Source organism: Variovorax sp. GW821-FHT10C12 (genome assembly GCF_059415405.1).
This window is the reverse complement of sequence record NZ_JBWKNE010000018.1, coordinates 1-13443: the sequence shown is the minus strand read 5'-3', so window position 1 is coordinate 13443 and position 13443 is coordinate 1. Positions and strand designations below refer to the sequence as shown.

Genomic DNA, 13443 nt, shown 5'->3' with positions numbered 1-13443 from the left:
AGGGGCAATGCTGCGAACCATGCCAAGGACATGGGGGAGACAACCCAGCGGTTGAAGGCGGCTCAGGACCAGCACGAAGGTCTTGCGGAAGCTGCGGCGACAGCCAAAGCTCAAAGCGGGGGCGAAGACCAAGCTCTGGTGGTCCAGGCGCTCAAAGCGCAGAACGACGTCATCAAGGGCAGCGGTGGTGAGAAGGCCCAAGGCCGATTCCCCGAACTCACTGAAGCCCAATTGGTACTCGCCAGTGCCGCAGGCCTCGCCGCCACCACGCCCGGCAGCCTTCATCTTCAGGCTGGCGAGCACATCGCGATCAGCAGCCAGGGCCATACCAGCATCAGTGCGGCGAAACGACTTCTCGTCAGCGCCAAGAACGGCATTCGCTTGTTTGCGCTTCGAGGCGGCATGAAGTGGATCGCTGGCAACGGCAAGTTCCAGATCGAAGCGCACAAGGACGCGATGAATCTGACCGCCAAGAAGGCCGTCCGCATCGCAAGCACCACCAGCGAGATCCGTATCACCGCACCGATCAAAGTGGTGGTCAACGGCGGTGGAAGTTTCACGGAGTGGAGCAGCACAAGCATCTTGCACGGAACGCCGGGTGGGTGGATCGAGCATGCGGCGAGCCATGTCAAGGTGGGTCCGGCAAAGTTGCCGCTGAGTCCGCAAACGTTCAAGGGCTGTGGCCCGGCGAACGGCGGTCGGGCAATCGGTGGCGCTGGAGTCATCTGACATGACAGCCATGCGCACTTCCACTTTTGAAACTCCCGTCGATTGGCCCTGGGATGCCATGCCTGCCGATTTCCTCGATGCGGTGATGTCGTCGCTCGCACGGCAGTTGGCCGCTGGCCCCGTGTACTTGCTGATCGATCCGATGTCCAGCGATGTTTCGCAGCCAATCGACACCCATCCACGCCATCCCGTGACCGGCGACGCCTTGCAATCGCCTGCGGAGCAGTTGCCCTACCTGGTCGAACTCCGGGATGCGAACGACCCCTTGCTCGCGCAGAGCGTCGCCTGGGCCGCCGAAGAGCACTTGCGCGCCTGCGCGAACGGAAGCGGCCCCTGCCGTATCGGCGGCTGGCTGCAGTCGCACGCGCCGAATGATGGTGCCACGCTGGCTCGGCAGATCGGCGCGCTGCTTCAGGCGCGCAATGCGCCCGGCGGCGGCCACTATCTGCGCCTGGCTGATCGCCGCGTGCTGGCACTGCTGCACCGTTTTGAATCGCCAGTGATCGATTGGCCGCGGCAGTTGAAAGGCATGGCGCACTGGATCTATCTCGATGCCAACTTCGCGCTCCAGATGTTGCAAGGCCAGTCCGGCTCGGCCGCCAATCAGCCGCTGCAATTGAACGCCGCGCACTGGCAATGCGTGATCGAGGCTGAAGCCATCAACCGCAGCCTGATGGCATGGCAGGGCTTTTGTCACCCGCTGCCAGACGACGCCGTGGCGCAAGTGATGGCGCCGCTTGCGCGCGCACGCCGGCATGGCCTGCACGAGCCTCAGGATCTGGCCGCCTATGCGGCTGAAGCCTTGCGGTTTCCCGCCTTCGAGCAATACCCCGATCTGCCGGGGCGCATCGCGCGCAGCCTGCACACGCAACAGCCCCTGGCCGACAGGCTGCAAGCCCTGCGTGGGCATTGGGCTGACAGCGACACCGCATCGCCGCCACCGCCACGGCCGGGTCGCAAACCCTGACCGCGTCGCATCCATTGCCCCACCCTTCCCGAACACTCGCCGACCCCCATGACCTGCAAGATATGTGACAACAAGAGCGGCCAGTCGATCCTGCTGGTGCGGCCCACCGCAGTGGCCACGGACCCGGCAATCGCCCCCCAGGGCATCGCCGCACTCGACGCGCATGCGGGCACCGTCAAGGCGTTCGGCCTGCCGCCTCTGAAGGCGGAATCGAAATATGCCCTGCGCCTGCTGCGCCGCGAGGGGTACGTCTACGTGTTCTTCCCCGGCGAGAAGCCGCTGGGCCAGATCAAGCCTTGGCTGACGTACCGTGTTTACGACCGGGGCGCCCTGATACCCGAGGGCTCGTTCGTCTTCGATCGCAGCGAATTCTCCTGCAGCACGAAGAGCACCCATCCGCACGACGTGCGCACCCTCTGCATTGCCGAACCCAAGCGCATCGCCAAGGTGTGGGTCGGCTTCAGCATGAACTGGTGGAGTGACACGGTCAAAGGCAACGCAGCGAAAGACCCCAAAGCCGCCGGGATGGTCGAAGTGAACCTCGCGGGCGATCCGCCGACACACGGCTTCGCCGCCGATGCCGCATTGCTCAAACAACACGTGGCCGACTACGCAGTGCAGAGCCTGAAACACGGTGGCCTGGAAGAAGACGCCACGCCCTTCTATCCACCCGGCGACATTGCCGCGCCACAAGCTGCCCGCGCCCTGGTGACTGTCATGCAACGGCAGAACGCAGGCCACGCAGGCAAGCCGATGGTGCTTGCCATTCCAGACCCGGTGGGGTTGGCGGCGGACCTCAACGGCATTCGCATGGCGCGCGACAGGCGAGACAAGGAGGCACTTCTTCAGCCCGAGGTCGCGTGGCCGCTGATGACGAACCAGTTGCTCTCCGGCCTCAAGGTGTCCATTGAGAGCGCAGCGATGGACGAGGCGCGTGCCACGCCCGATGGCCACGTATCGCAGAAACGCTGGAATGAACTGAAGGGCACCCCGTTTTACCGCGAGGGGGGCTATGAATGGTTTCCCACCCAAGGCGCAGCCGCAGACGGCAGCCTCAACGGCAAAGCGATCAGGCCCCGCACCCCCGTGCACGAGCGGCGTATCGACGAACGGGGAAACGCCTATGGGTCAGCGCAATGGAAACCTTTCGCCAGCCAGATCGATGCGGGCAAACACGAGAGATGGATGCAGGACTTCAAAAACCGGCGCGGCATCGAAGCGGATCGCCTGGCCCTGCACGAACAGAATTGGCTCGCTGCGGCAAGCAGCCCCGCAACACTCGCGTACTTCGCGACGCATTTCGACGAGGGGGATCCAAACAAGCACACCGCGCCTACCAGCCCCGGCGCGATCTATGCGGGTGAAAGCCACCTGATTCACTACCCGCAGCCCTTGAGCACTGCCGAATGCTATGCGCAGTACCTCGAGCGGATGTTGGAAAGGCCGATCACCGACCCGCACGCGGTGCCCTTGCGCGCGATGTTCGGCAACCAGAAGGACGTGATCTCCAGGGTGCACGCCATGCTGATCGGCGACGCCGACCGCGACAACGAAGACAACATGCGCGACAAGACGCTGGACATCTTCAAGGGGCTGGTGACCGCCGAATGGGGCCCGAAGTACAGCTGGATGAAGGCTGCTGTCATGGGCCTGAGCGGCGGGCACCTGGCCGCCATTGCTGCAGGCGCCTTGCAGTTCGGACTGAGCCTCAAATGGTCGGACGGATTGACGATTCCGCAGAAGGCACAGAAATATTTGCAACGGCTGCCCGCGTTGGCCGCGGCTGAGCTGGCCTTGCTGGACGCCATGCGCGCCGCCGCTGAAGGTGGCGCGTCCAGCCTTCATGTGGTCATACGCTCCAACTGGCGAAGGGAAACAGTCCTGGCGACCATGGAGAGGAACCCGTTCGACTATTCCGAAGCCGACCGCCGCGCCATACGTAACAAGCCCGCAGGCAGCAGGATCGTCGTCCAACGGGTTGTCATGCTGGACGCGGAATCCGCCAACTTCCACGTGATGCCGAACGAGACGGCGCAACTACCGGGGGCATCGCCGCGCAGTCGGCGCGGGCTGTCGATGGCAAAGTTCACGGAGGACGTGAAAGCTGCCAACTTGCAGTCCTTCGACAGCGCAACGGTCAAGAACGTCAAGGCGCACGTCGCGAAAGAAGCCATCAGCGCCAATGTGAGGTCTCTCAGGACCGACCAATTTTTTGGTGGCGCCGTGATGGTCGTGCAGGGGTTGGGCCTTATCTGGTCGGTGCGCGATTTTTTCCAGGAGCTGGGCAAGGGGGACAACGGCAGGTTGTTCGACAAACTACTCGGCGTGGCGGATGGCGTGGCGGGTCTGACGGGTGGGCTGCTGGACATCAGGGCTGCGAGCCTTCAGATACAGATGGTGGAGGCGCAAGGGGCGGCTCGAGGTACCGCAATGAGTCAGGTCAGCCGTTCGCTGAGCAACCTGAAGGCGGGGGCGGCGATGACGGGTGTGGCGGGTGGCGTGTTGAATATGGTGATGTCGTTTCGCAAAGCACAGGAGGCGAAACAGAAGGGAGACAAGGAGTCCTACGCAGCGCATGGTTTTGCCGCAGTTGCGTTTGGGTTGATAAGCGTAGTCATGGGAGCAATCACCGCAGACTTCCTGACTCGCGGCGCAACCAATCGGGCCATCGGCGCAGCAGCACGAGTAGCAGCGAAGAAGCTGATCGAAAAAGGGCTGCAACGCGTCATCTTGACCGTCATCGTCAGTGCAAGTGCAGAAGCGCTGGTGGCAGGAGTGACGGTCTTCATCAGCGGTGCGGGCTGGGTGCTGTTGATCGCCGGTGTGGCCTCCACCATGTGGGCAGTCTTTTCCGAACGCTCCGACCTGCAACGCTGGATCGCGCGGGGGTACTTCGGCCGTGACACTGAGGGGCGGTACGAGGACAAGGACAGGGAGCTCCTGGAGTACCAACTGCTAGCCGAAATGGTCTACAAGCCCATGACCGATGAGGAGAACCAACGTCTTCTCAAGAAGTATCCGGCGCCACCTGCTGCGCCAGCACCTCGACGATCACCGTTCGGCGGTGATGGCGTGGGAGGCTTCCGATGATCGGCGGCATCAATACCAGCGGGCGCAGTACCGACGAGGATCGCACCGATGGCAAGGTCATCGGGCTTGTGGAGCGCTATGCCAACAAAAGACAAAGAGTCACCGGAGTAACCGGCCATGGCGGACAGCTCACAGGTGTCTATCCAGATGCCATCGAGTTTCAGAGGGTCTACCTGACGGGTGGAGGGGGTTTTTATACGACGTATGGCTTCGTTTCTGGGGTTCTTGGCACGTACTTGTTCACAACGTTCATGTTGGAGGGAATGATTGGGTACGAAGGCTACGGCGTTATCGCCTTCGCCTACATTGGCTCCTGGTCCTTCTTTGCATTCTTCGCCTACCTCGAACTCTTCGCCCCCGCCGACAGCCCCCTCTACTTCGACCGCAAGCATCGCAAGGTCTACAAGGTCACTCAGTCCGGTGCCCGCCGCTGGCGCTTCTTCGGCCCTCGCAACTCCAGCCTTGTTGCTTACGACTGGGACCTGATCGACGCCGAGCACCACACCACGCTGCAAGCCAGCACAGCCACGGCGAGTCGTGTGCACCACCTTGTCTTCCTGGTGCGAAAGAGCAAGGACGACCCAACCATCATCGACAGCTTCACCTTCGCCAGCGTCGACTTCGTGCCGGCCTTGTGGGAGTACATCCGCCGCTACATGGAGCAAGGCGCTGCGCCGCTGGTGCAGGGTGAGTTCCCTCCGGTGTCGAACACTGGCGCGTATGTGCCCTGGAGTGACTTCGGTGCGGTCGTCCCATTTCTTGACCAGCCGGGGCGCCGTTGGAAAGAGCAGCCTTGGAAGACCTTGCTCAAGTACATCAGCATGCCTGTCACGGTGCCGCTGTATGTGCTGTGGTTGTTCTTCAATCGCCTGACTGTCTGGACCGCACAGAAGGTCGAGTGGCCCGAAGAGATCAAGCAAGCCATCGGTCGATTGATCAACGAACTTGACCTTCGCGGCGACATTTACCGGCATTTGCGGCCGGGCCCCCGCCCCAGCTCTGATCGATTCTGGGCGTCGACGGCACCTTGCGGCTGGCTCCTGTCGGAGCGCAAAGCCCACGCCCGGCCCCGCATCTACTCCCTTCGCCGTACCCCTCCCGCCCCACCTAGGCCATTAGCTAGGCCTTAAGGCGGATTTGCCTCCCGCCCCCCGCGCCGGAAACTTCGTGTTTCTTCTTACTTCCCGGCACCCTTGCCGTAGACGGAGTGCGGATGAGTTGGCGAACCAAAGTGGTCTGGAGCGAGGGGATGCTGTTGCAGCCTCAGCACCTGCAGCAAAGCGAGCGCCATGTCGACCATGCGCGGCATGTGCTGTTGCGCACCACCACGCCCTACGCCTGGGGATTCGCCGAGGTCGAGATCGACGCGGCGGCGCTCACGTTGGGCAAGCTGGCGCTGGTGCGGGCGGTGGGCATCTTCGGCGACGGCACGGTGTTCGACATGCCGGCGGTCGATCCATTGCCCGAGCCCATCGAAATTCCTGCGTCCATGCGCGACGAGGCCGTGGTGCTGGCGCTGCCGCTGCGCCGCGCCGGAGCCCGTGAAGCCGACGCTGAAGAATACGAAGAGCTGGTGCGCCACCGCGTGCTGGAGTCGGACGTGCCCGACTCCAACACGGCCGGCGAGCGCACCGCGATGCTGCAACTCGGCCAGCTCCACACGCGCCTGATGCGCGCCAGCGAAGCCACCGACGCCTGGGCGACCCTGGGCGTGGCCCGTGTGGTCGAGCGCCGGGTCGACAACCAGGTGCAGCTCGACCGCGCGATGCTGCCGCCGCTGCTCGACGTGGCCGGCCATGCGGTGATCCGCGCCTGGCTCGACGAGTTGCTGGGCCTGCTGCGCCAGCGCGGCGAGGCGCTGGCCGGGCGCATGACGCAAGGGGGAACCGGCGGCGTGGCCGAGATCGCCGACTTCATGCTGCTGCAGGCCGTGAACCGCAACGAGGCCATCTTTGCGCACCTCGCCAAGAGCGCGATGCTGCACCCGCAGCATTTCTTCGAACACGCGCTCGGGCTGGCGGGCGACCTCGCGAGTTTCCGCGACACGCGCCGCGTGACGCGCTTCGGGCCCTACATCCACGACGACCTGGCGCTGAGCTTCCGCCCGGTGATGGACGACCTGCGCCGCAGCCTGTCGATGGTGTTCGAGCAGTCGGCGATCCGCATCGAGCTGCACGACCGCAAGCACGGCGTGCGCGTGGCGATGGTCACCGACGTCGAGCTGCAGCGCAAGGCGACCTTCGTGCTCGCGGTGAACGCGAACATGCCGAGCGAGGCGCTGCGCGCGCGCTTTCCCACGCAGGTGAAGATCGGCCCGGTCGAGCGCATCCGCGATCTCGTGAACCTGGCGCTGCCGGGCGTCACGCTGACACCGATGCCGGTGGCGCCGCGCCAGATTCCCTTCCACACGGGCGCCAACTACTTCGAACTCGAAACGCGCAACAGCGACCTGTGGCGCCAGCTCGAGCAATCGGGCGGCATCGCGATGCACATCGCGGGCGATTTCCCCGGCCTAGATCTCGCGTTCTGGGCCATTCGTTCCTAGCCGCATCCGGCTGACGGAAACGGAACATCACCATGAGCACCCCTCCCGACCCCTTTGCCGCCTTCGAGTCCGAGCGCACGGTCATCAAGCCCAAGCCGCGCACGCCGGGCGGCGCGCCGCCGGCTGCTGCGGCGCCCGCGCCGTTCTTCGGCGGTGTCGATCCGACGCCCGTGGCCGAGGTGGGTGAGATCGGCCTGCTCAATCCGCTGGTCTCGGCCGCGGGCAAGCTGCTGGTGCTGATCGGCAAGCTGCGCAACCTTGCGCAGCCGCCCAACGTGCCGGCGCTGCGCGCGTCCACCGCCGACGCGGTGAACCAGTTCGACGCCGCGGCGCGCCGCGCGGGCGTGGGCAACGAGTCGGTGCTGGCCGCGCGCTATGTGCTGTGCACCGCGCTCGACGAGGCCGTGGCCAACACACCCTGGGGCGTGCAGGCCGGCTGGAACAAGCAGAGCCTGCTGGTGCAGTTCCACAACGAGACCTGGGGCGGCGAAAAGGTGTTCCAGCTGCTGGCCAAGCTCGCGCAGGACGTGCCCACGCACCGCCAGCTGCTGGAGCTGATCTACAGCGTGCTCGCGCTCGGTTTCGAGGGTCGCTACCGCGTGGTCGACAACGGCCGCGCGCAGCTCGACTCGGTGCGCCAGCGCCTGGCCGATCTGATCGCCAAAGACCGTCCGCCCGTCGAGCCCGAGCTGTCGCCGCACTGGCGCGGGCAGGGCGCGGGCACGGTGCGGCTGCGCGAGTCGCTGCCGCTGTGGGTGTTCGCGGCCGGCTTCGCGCTGCTGCTGGCGCTGGCGTGGTTCGGCCTGCGGCTCACGCTCAACCACCGCTCGGACACGACCTACGCGGCCGTGTCGAGCCTGCGCGTGCCGAACATCCAGATCGCGCCGCCCGCCGCGCCGGCCAAGTCGCCGCGGCTCGCGCGTTTTCTCGAGCCCGAGATCAAGCAGGGTCTGGTCACCGTGACCGACGAGGCCGACCGCAGCGTGGTGCGGCTGCGCGGCGATTCGTTCTTCGGTTCGGGCAGCGCCGAGCCGATGGCCGCCTCGCTGCCGGTGCTGCGCCGCATCGGCCAGGCGCTGGCCGAGGTGAAGGGCGAGGTGCTCATCACCGGCCACTCCGACAACCAGCCGATCCGCTCGCTGCGCTACCCGTCGAACTGGCACCTGTCGGCCGCGCGCGCCGATGCGGTGAAGGGCGCGCTCTCCACGCTGGTCGATCCCGCGCGCATGCGCTCCGACGGCAAGGCCGACGCCGAGCCCGTGGTGGCCAACGACACGCCGGCCAATCGCGCGCGCAACCGCCGCGTCGACATCGTGCTGCTGACCGAACCCGAGCGCCTTGCTGCTGCACCGGCTGCTCCCGTTCCAGGAGCGACGAAATGATCAAGAAAATCTTCGGCTTCCTGTTCAGCCCGCTGCTGCTGACGCTGCTCGCGCTGATCGTCGTCGCGCTGCTGATCTGGTGGATCGGCCCGCTGGTGAAGATCGGTTCGCTCGCGCCGCTCGAAGGCGAGATGACGCGCGCCATCGTCATCGGCGTCATCGTGCTCATCGTGGTGCTGCGCGCGCTGTACCGCCGCTGGCGCGCGCGCCGCGCAAGCCAGCACCTGACCGACGGCTTGATGAAGGCGCCGGCCGCCGCCAAGACCGGCGCGTCGGTCGATGGCGAACAGAAGATCCTCGACACGCGCTTCAGCGAAGCCGTCGCCACGCTCAAGCAGATGCGCCTGCATGCCGCCGGCAAGAAGCCCGGCTGGCGCGACTGGCTGTCGATCTCGGGCGGCAGCTACCTGTACGACCTGCCGTGGTACGTCTTCATCGGCGCACCGGGCGCGGGCAAGACCACGGCGCTCGTCAACTCGGGCCTCTCGTTCCCGCTGGCCGAGAAGTTCGGCCCCGGCGCCATCCGCGGCGTGGGCGGCACGCGCAATTGCGACTGGTGGTTCACCGACGAGGCCGTGCTCATCGACACGGCCGGTCGCTACACCACGCAGGACAGCCACCAGTCGGAAGACAAGAGCGCCTGGGAAGGCTTCCTGGGCCTGCTGAAGAAGGCGCGCCCGCGCCGACCGCTCAACGGCGTGTTTCTCACCGTGAGCGTGGGCGACCTGCTGAGCCAGGGCCCCGAAGCGCGCACGCAGCTCGCGGCCTCGATCCGCGCGCGCCTGCACGAGCTCGACAGCAAGCTCACCACGCGCCTGCCGGTGTACGTGCTCGTCACCAAGAGCGACCTGCTCTACGGCTTCACCGACTACTTCGACGACCTCGGCAAGGAGCAGCGCGCGCAGGTCTTCGGCTTCACGCTGCCGGCGGACGAGGACGTGCAGCGCGAAGAGAAGGCCCTGTCGACCGCCTTCAACCGCGAGTTCGCCCTGCTGCACAACCGCATCAACGACGGCCTCATCGCACGCATGCAGCGCGAGACCGACGGCACGCGCCGCGCGGCGATCTTCGGTTTTCCGGCGCAGTTCGGCTCGGTCGGCCCGCTGCTCTCCGACCTGCTCGAACAGGTGTTCACCGGCTCGCGCTTTGCGCAACCGCCATGGGTGCGCGGCGTGTACTTCACCAGCGGCACGCAAGAGGGCAGCCCGATCGACCGCGTGATGGGCAGCCTGGCGCGCAGCTTCGGCATCGAGCGCGCCATGCTCGCGCCGCAGAAGTCCAGCGGACGCAGCTACTTCCTCACCGCGCTGCTGCGCGAGGTGGTGTTCCCCGAGCAGCGCCTGGCCGGTGCCGACGTGAAGCTGGAGCGCCGCCGCAACACGCTGCGCCTGGCGGGCGTGGCCGCGATGACGCTGCTCACCGTCGGCCTGCTTGCGGCCTGGGGCTACAGCACCTGGCAGAACCACAACTACCTGAAGTCGGTCGAGGCGCGCGTCGAGCCCGCGCAGAAGACCCTGGCCGCGCTGCCGACGCGCGTGCAGAACCTGGTCGAGGTTGCGCCCGTGCTGCAGGGCCTGCGCGACATCTGGAAGACGCCCGACAACCGCCAGGGCGACGAGCCGTTGTCGATGACGCTGGGCCTGTACCAGGGCGACAAGCTCGATGCCGCCGCCATGCTCACGCACCAGCGCGCGCTCAACGACGCCTTCCTGCCGCAGATCGCCAAGCGCATCGAGGACCAGCTGCGCACCGCGCAGAAGGACAACCTCGAGTTCACGTATGAAGCGCTCAAGAGCTACCTCATGCTCTACCAGCCCGAGCGCTTCGACCCCGAGGCGCTGAAGGCCTGGATCACGCTCGACTGGGCGCGCAACCTCGACCGCGGCATTCCCGAAGACCAGCGCAAGGCGCTCGAAGACCAGCTCGACGTGCTCATCGCCCAGGGCCCGCCGCGCTCGCCGTTGAAGATGGACGAGAACCTGGTGCGCAGCGTGCGCGCCGTGCTCGCGAGCTACCCGCTGGAGCAGCGTGTGTTCAGCCGCTTGAAGCGCCAGCGCGCCACCAAGGACATCCCGGGCTTCAGCGTGGCGCAGGCCACCGGCCCGTCGGGCCCGCTCGTGTTCGAGCGCATCAGCGGCAAGCCGTTGAGCGAGGGCGTGCCCGGCATGTTCACCTACGACGGGTACCACAAGCGCTTCCAGAACGAGGTCGTGGTGCTCACCGGCCTGCTGGCCGCCGAAGACCCGTGGGTGCTGGGGCAGGACCGCAACGCCAGCGAACGCCTGCGCGACGCCGCAGCGCTCGGCGCGCTCACCGACCGCGTGCGGCGCCTGTACCTCGAGGAATACGTCAAGCAGTGGGAGGCGTTGCTGGCCGACGTGCGGCTGATCCGCGTCAGCGGCCTGGAGAAGAACATCGAGACCGCGCGGATTCTGTCGGGCGTCGATTCGCCGCTCGCGAACTTCCTGCGCGCGGTGGTCAAGCAGACCACGCTGATTCCCGCGGCCGATGCCAACAAGGACGTCGTCAGCAAGGCCACCGAGACCGTGCGCAACACGCGCAAGGGCCTGGAGGACCTGTTCGGCAGCGACCCCGGCAAGCAGGTGGCGCCGGGCAAGCGCATCGAGAGCATCGTGGACGACCGTTTTGAATCGCTGCGCCGTCTGGTCACCGCGGGCGGCCCGAACCAGCCCGCGCCGATCGACGATGCGCTCAAGCTCTTCAACGAGGTGTACGTGTACCTCAACGCCGTCGACACGGCCGTGAAGGGCCGCACCTCGCCGCCGCCCGGCGACGTGGCCGGCAAGCTCAAGTCGGACGCGGGCCGCCTGCCCGAGCCGGTGCGCAGCATGATCGAGAACCTGAGCCAGACCGGCGCCGCGCAGGCGCAGGTGGCCGAGCGCGGCAACCTGAGCCAGGACCTGCGCCCCGTGACCGAGTTCTGCAACCGTGCCATCGCGGGCCGCTACCCCTTCGTGCAAAGCAGCAAGCGCGATGTGCTGCCCGAAGACTTCGGCCAGATGTTCGGCGCCGGCGGCCTGATGGACGACTTCTTCCAGAAGCGTTTGGCCGCGCTGGTCGACACCAGCACCCGGCCGTGGCGCTACAAGCCCGTGGCCGAGCGCGGCGCGATCACCACGCAGGCGCTGGCGCAGTTCGAGCGTGCGGCGCGCATCAAGGACATCTTCTTCCGTGGCGGCGGTCGCGGGCCGTCGATGCGGCTGGACTTCAAGCCGGTGGAGATGGACGCGGGCATCACGCAGTTCATCCTCGACGTGGACGGGCAACTGGTGAAGTACGCGCACGGGCCGGTGGTGCCGATGGCGGTGCAGTGGCCGGGGCCGAAGGGGAGCAACCAGGTGCGCGTTCAGGTGAGTCCGCCGTCGACGACCGGGAGTTCGGGGTCGGCGATGGATGGGCCTTGGGCTTTGTTCCGTACTTTGGATGACGGGCAACTGGAAGCGGGGGATGCGCCGGAGAAGTTCTTCATCACGTTCCAGGTGGGGGCGCGGAAGACGCGGTTCGAGGTGACGACGAACAGCGTGCAGCATCCGATTCGGTTGAAGGAGTTGCGGGAGTTTTCTTGTCCGGAGGGGTTGTGAGCTTGGCCTCTTCTTCGCTCTTCGTTTCCGACGAACTTCCCGGCTGGTTCGGGAAGTTGCCGGGGATGGGGGACTTTGCGCATCGGCGGTTGCCGGAGGCGTTTCGCTCTGTCTGGGACCCGTGGTTGCAACGCGGGTTGGCACGGCTGCGGGATCGGCATGCGGATTGGACTGCTCACTACCTGGAGGCGCCTGTGTGGTGCTTTGTGCTGGGGGCGCAGGTGGTGGGGGAACGAGGGTGGATGGGGGTGTTGATGCCTTCGGTGGATGGGGTGGGGCGGTACTTTCCGTTCACTCTGGCTGTTGAGTTGGATGAGGGTGTTGCTTCCTCTGATGTTTTGAGTGGGGTGACGTTGACTGCTGCGCTTCGGTGGTGGGCGTTGGGGACGCAGGCCGTGTTGGAAGGGCTTGAAGGGGATTTGGATGCGCTGCGGTTTGATGCGGCGTTGAGTCGGTTGTTTGTGGGGGGTGCTGCTGAGCCTTCCGCTGAGGATCGGTCGCTTGAATTGCCGCTGGCGGGGACCTCGCTTTGGATGGAGACGCCTGGCTTGGAGGGCGGGGTTCGGATGTTGGCTACGGGGCTTCCTCGGGATGTGCAGTTCGACGCTTTGTTTCTCGGGGGTGGGGAATGAGGTGCCTGCTTTCTTTTGGGTTCCGAGGCCGGGTCTCGCCCCGGCGGGCGACTCACTTTCTTTTGCTTCGCCAAAAGAAAGTAAGCAAAGAAAAGGCGACCCCACTGTCTGCGACCCTCCGCTTCGCTACGGGCAACCTGCGGTGCTCACGTTTCGCGGGGTCTCGCAGAACTCGCTTCGCTCAAACAGCTGCGAGCCGTGATCCGCGAAACGCTCCGCTCCTCGGCGCAGCCAGAGGGGAGGGGAGCTTCGGGCCGTCGCTTCGCTCGGCCATGCAGTACCAACAGCCGAATTCAAACCCCGCGCGCGCGGCTTCGCCGGCGCGCAGTTCTTTGCCAACGCCAACGCCAACACCAACACCAACGCCCACGCCCACGCCCACGCCCACGCCCACGCCCACGCACCAACCAATCCCCGCTGCAGCAGGCGCGAAGCGCCTGCTGCAGCCCACTGGCCGAGCGAAGCGATGGCCCGCTGGTATCCAAAGCCCTTCTGT

At 66.0% G+C, this 13443-nt stretch carries 8 protein-coding genes; all 8 read left to right on the top strand.

Going from position 1 to position 13443, the window contains the following annotated elements:
• The coding region (locus AC07OH_RS31775; protein ID WP_495303350.1) for a DUF2345 domain-containing protein at positions 1-729 on the top strand (729 nt) is incomplete at its 5' end.
• 10 nt (positions 730-739) lie between these two features.
• Positions 740-1696, top strand: a complete 957-nt coding sequence (locus tag AC07OH_RS31770) for a DUF4123 domain-containing protein (RefSeq protein ID WP_495303349.1) — start codon at positions 740-742, stop codon at positions 1694-1696.
• Between the two features lie 48 nt (positions 1697-1744).
• Positions 1745-4786 (top strand): T6SS effector BTH_I2691 family protein, encoded by a 3042-nt coding sequence (locus tag AC07OH_RS31765; protein ID WP_495303348.1) that lies wholly within the window; start codon positions 1745-1747, stop codon positions 4784-4786.
• A complete protein-coding gene (locus AC07OH_RS31760; RefSeq protein WP_495303347.1) occupies positions 4783-5916 on the top strand; it encodes a DUF6708 domain-containing protein in 1134 nt (377 codons plus the stop codon). Before AC07OH_RS31765 ends, AC07OH_RS31760 begins: the two co-directional genes overlap by 4 nt.
• 83 nt (positions 5917-5999) lie before the next feature.
• A complete protein-coding gene (gene tssK, locus AC07OH_RS31755) occupies positions 6000-7331 on the top strand; it encodes a type VI secretion system baseplate subunit TssK (RefSeq protein ID WP_495303346.1) in 1332 nt (443 codons plus the stop codon).
• Positions 7332-7363: 32 nt separating this feature from the next.
• Positions 7364-8713, top strand: a complete 1350-nt coding sequence (locus AC07OH_RS31750) for a DotU family type VI secretion system protein (protein ID WP_495303345.1) — start codon at positions 7364-7366, stop codon at positions 8711-8713.
• A complete protein-coding gene (tssM, locus tag AC07OH_RS31745; RefSeq protein WP_495303344.1) occupies positions 8710-12315 on the top strand; it encodes a type VI secretion system membrane subunit TssM in 3606 nt (1201 codons plus the stop codon). The genes AC07OH_RS31750 and tssM overlap by 4 nt, the downstream gene beginning before the upstream one ends.
• Positions 12312-12947, top strand: a complete 636-nt coding sequence (gene tagF, locus AC07OH_RS31740) for a type VI secretion system-associated protein TagF (protein ID WP_495303343.1) — start codon at positions 12312-12314, stop codon at positions 12945-12947. The genes tssM and tagF overlap by 4 nt, the downstream gene beginning before the upstream one ends.
• The last annotated feature ends 496 nt before the right edge of the window (positions 12948-13443 follow it).

Excerpts from the sequence above, each read along its gene's own strand:
- AC07OH_RS31770 (WP_495303349.1), top strand. The coding sequence starts at position 740 with ATGCGCACTTCCACTTTTGAAACTCCCGTCGATTGGCCCTGGGATGCC.
- AC07OH_RS31765 (WP_495303348.1), top strand. The coding sequence starts at position 1,745 with ATGACCTGCAAGATATGTGACAACAAGAGCGGCCAGTCGATCCTGCTG.
- AC07OH_RS31760 (WP_495303347.1), top strand. The coding sequence starts at position 4,783 with ATGATCGGCGGCATCAATACCAGCGGGCGCAGTACCGACGAGGATCGC.
- tssK (WP_495303346.1), top strand. The coding sequence starts at position 6,000 with ATGAGTTGGCGAACCAAAGTGGTCTGGAGCGAGGGGATGCTGTTGCAG.
- AC07OH_RS31750 (WP_495303345.1), top strand. The coding sequence starts at position 7,364 with ATGAGCACCCCTCCCGACCCCTTTGCCGCCTTCGAGTCCGAGCGCACG.
- tssM (WP_495303344.1), top strand. The coding sequence starts at position 8,710 with ATGATCAAGAAAATCTTCGGCTTCCTGTTCAGCCCGCTGCTGCTGACG.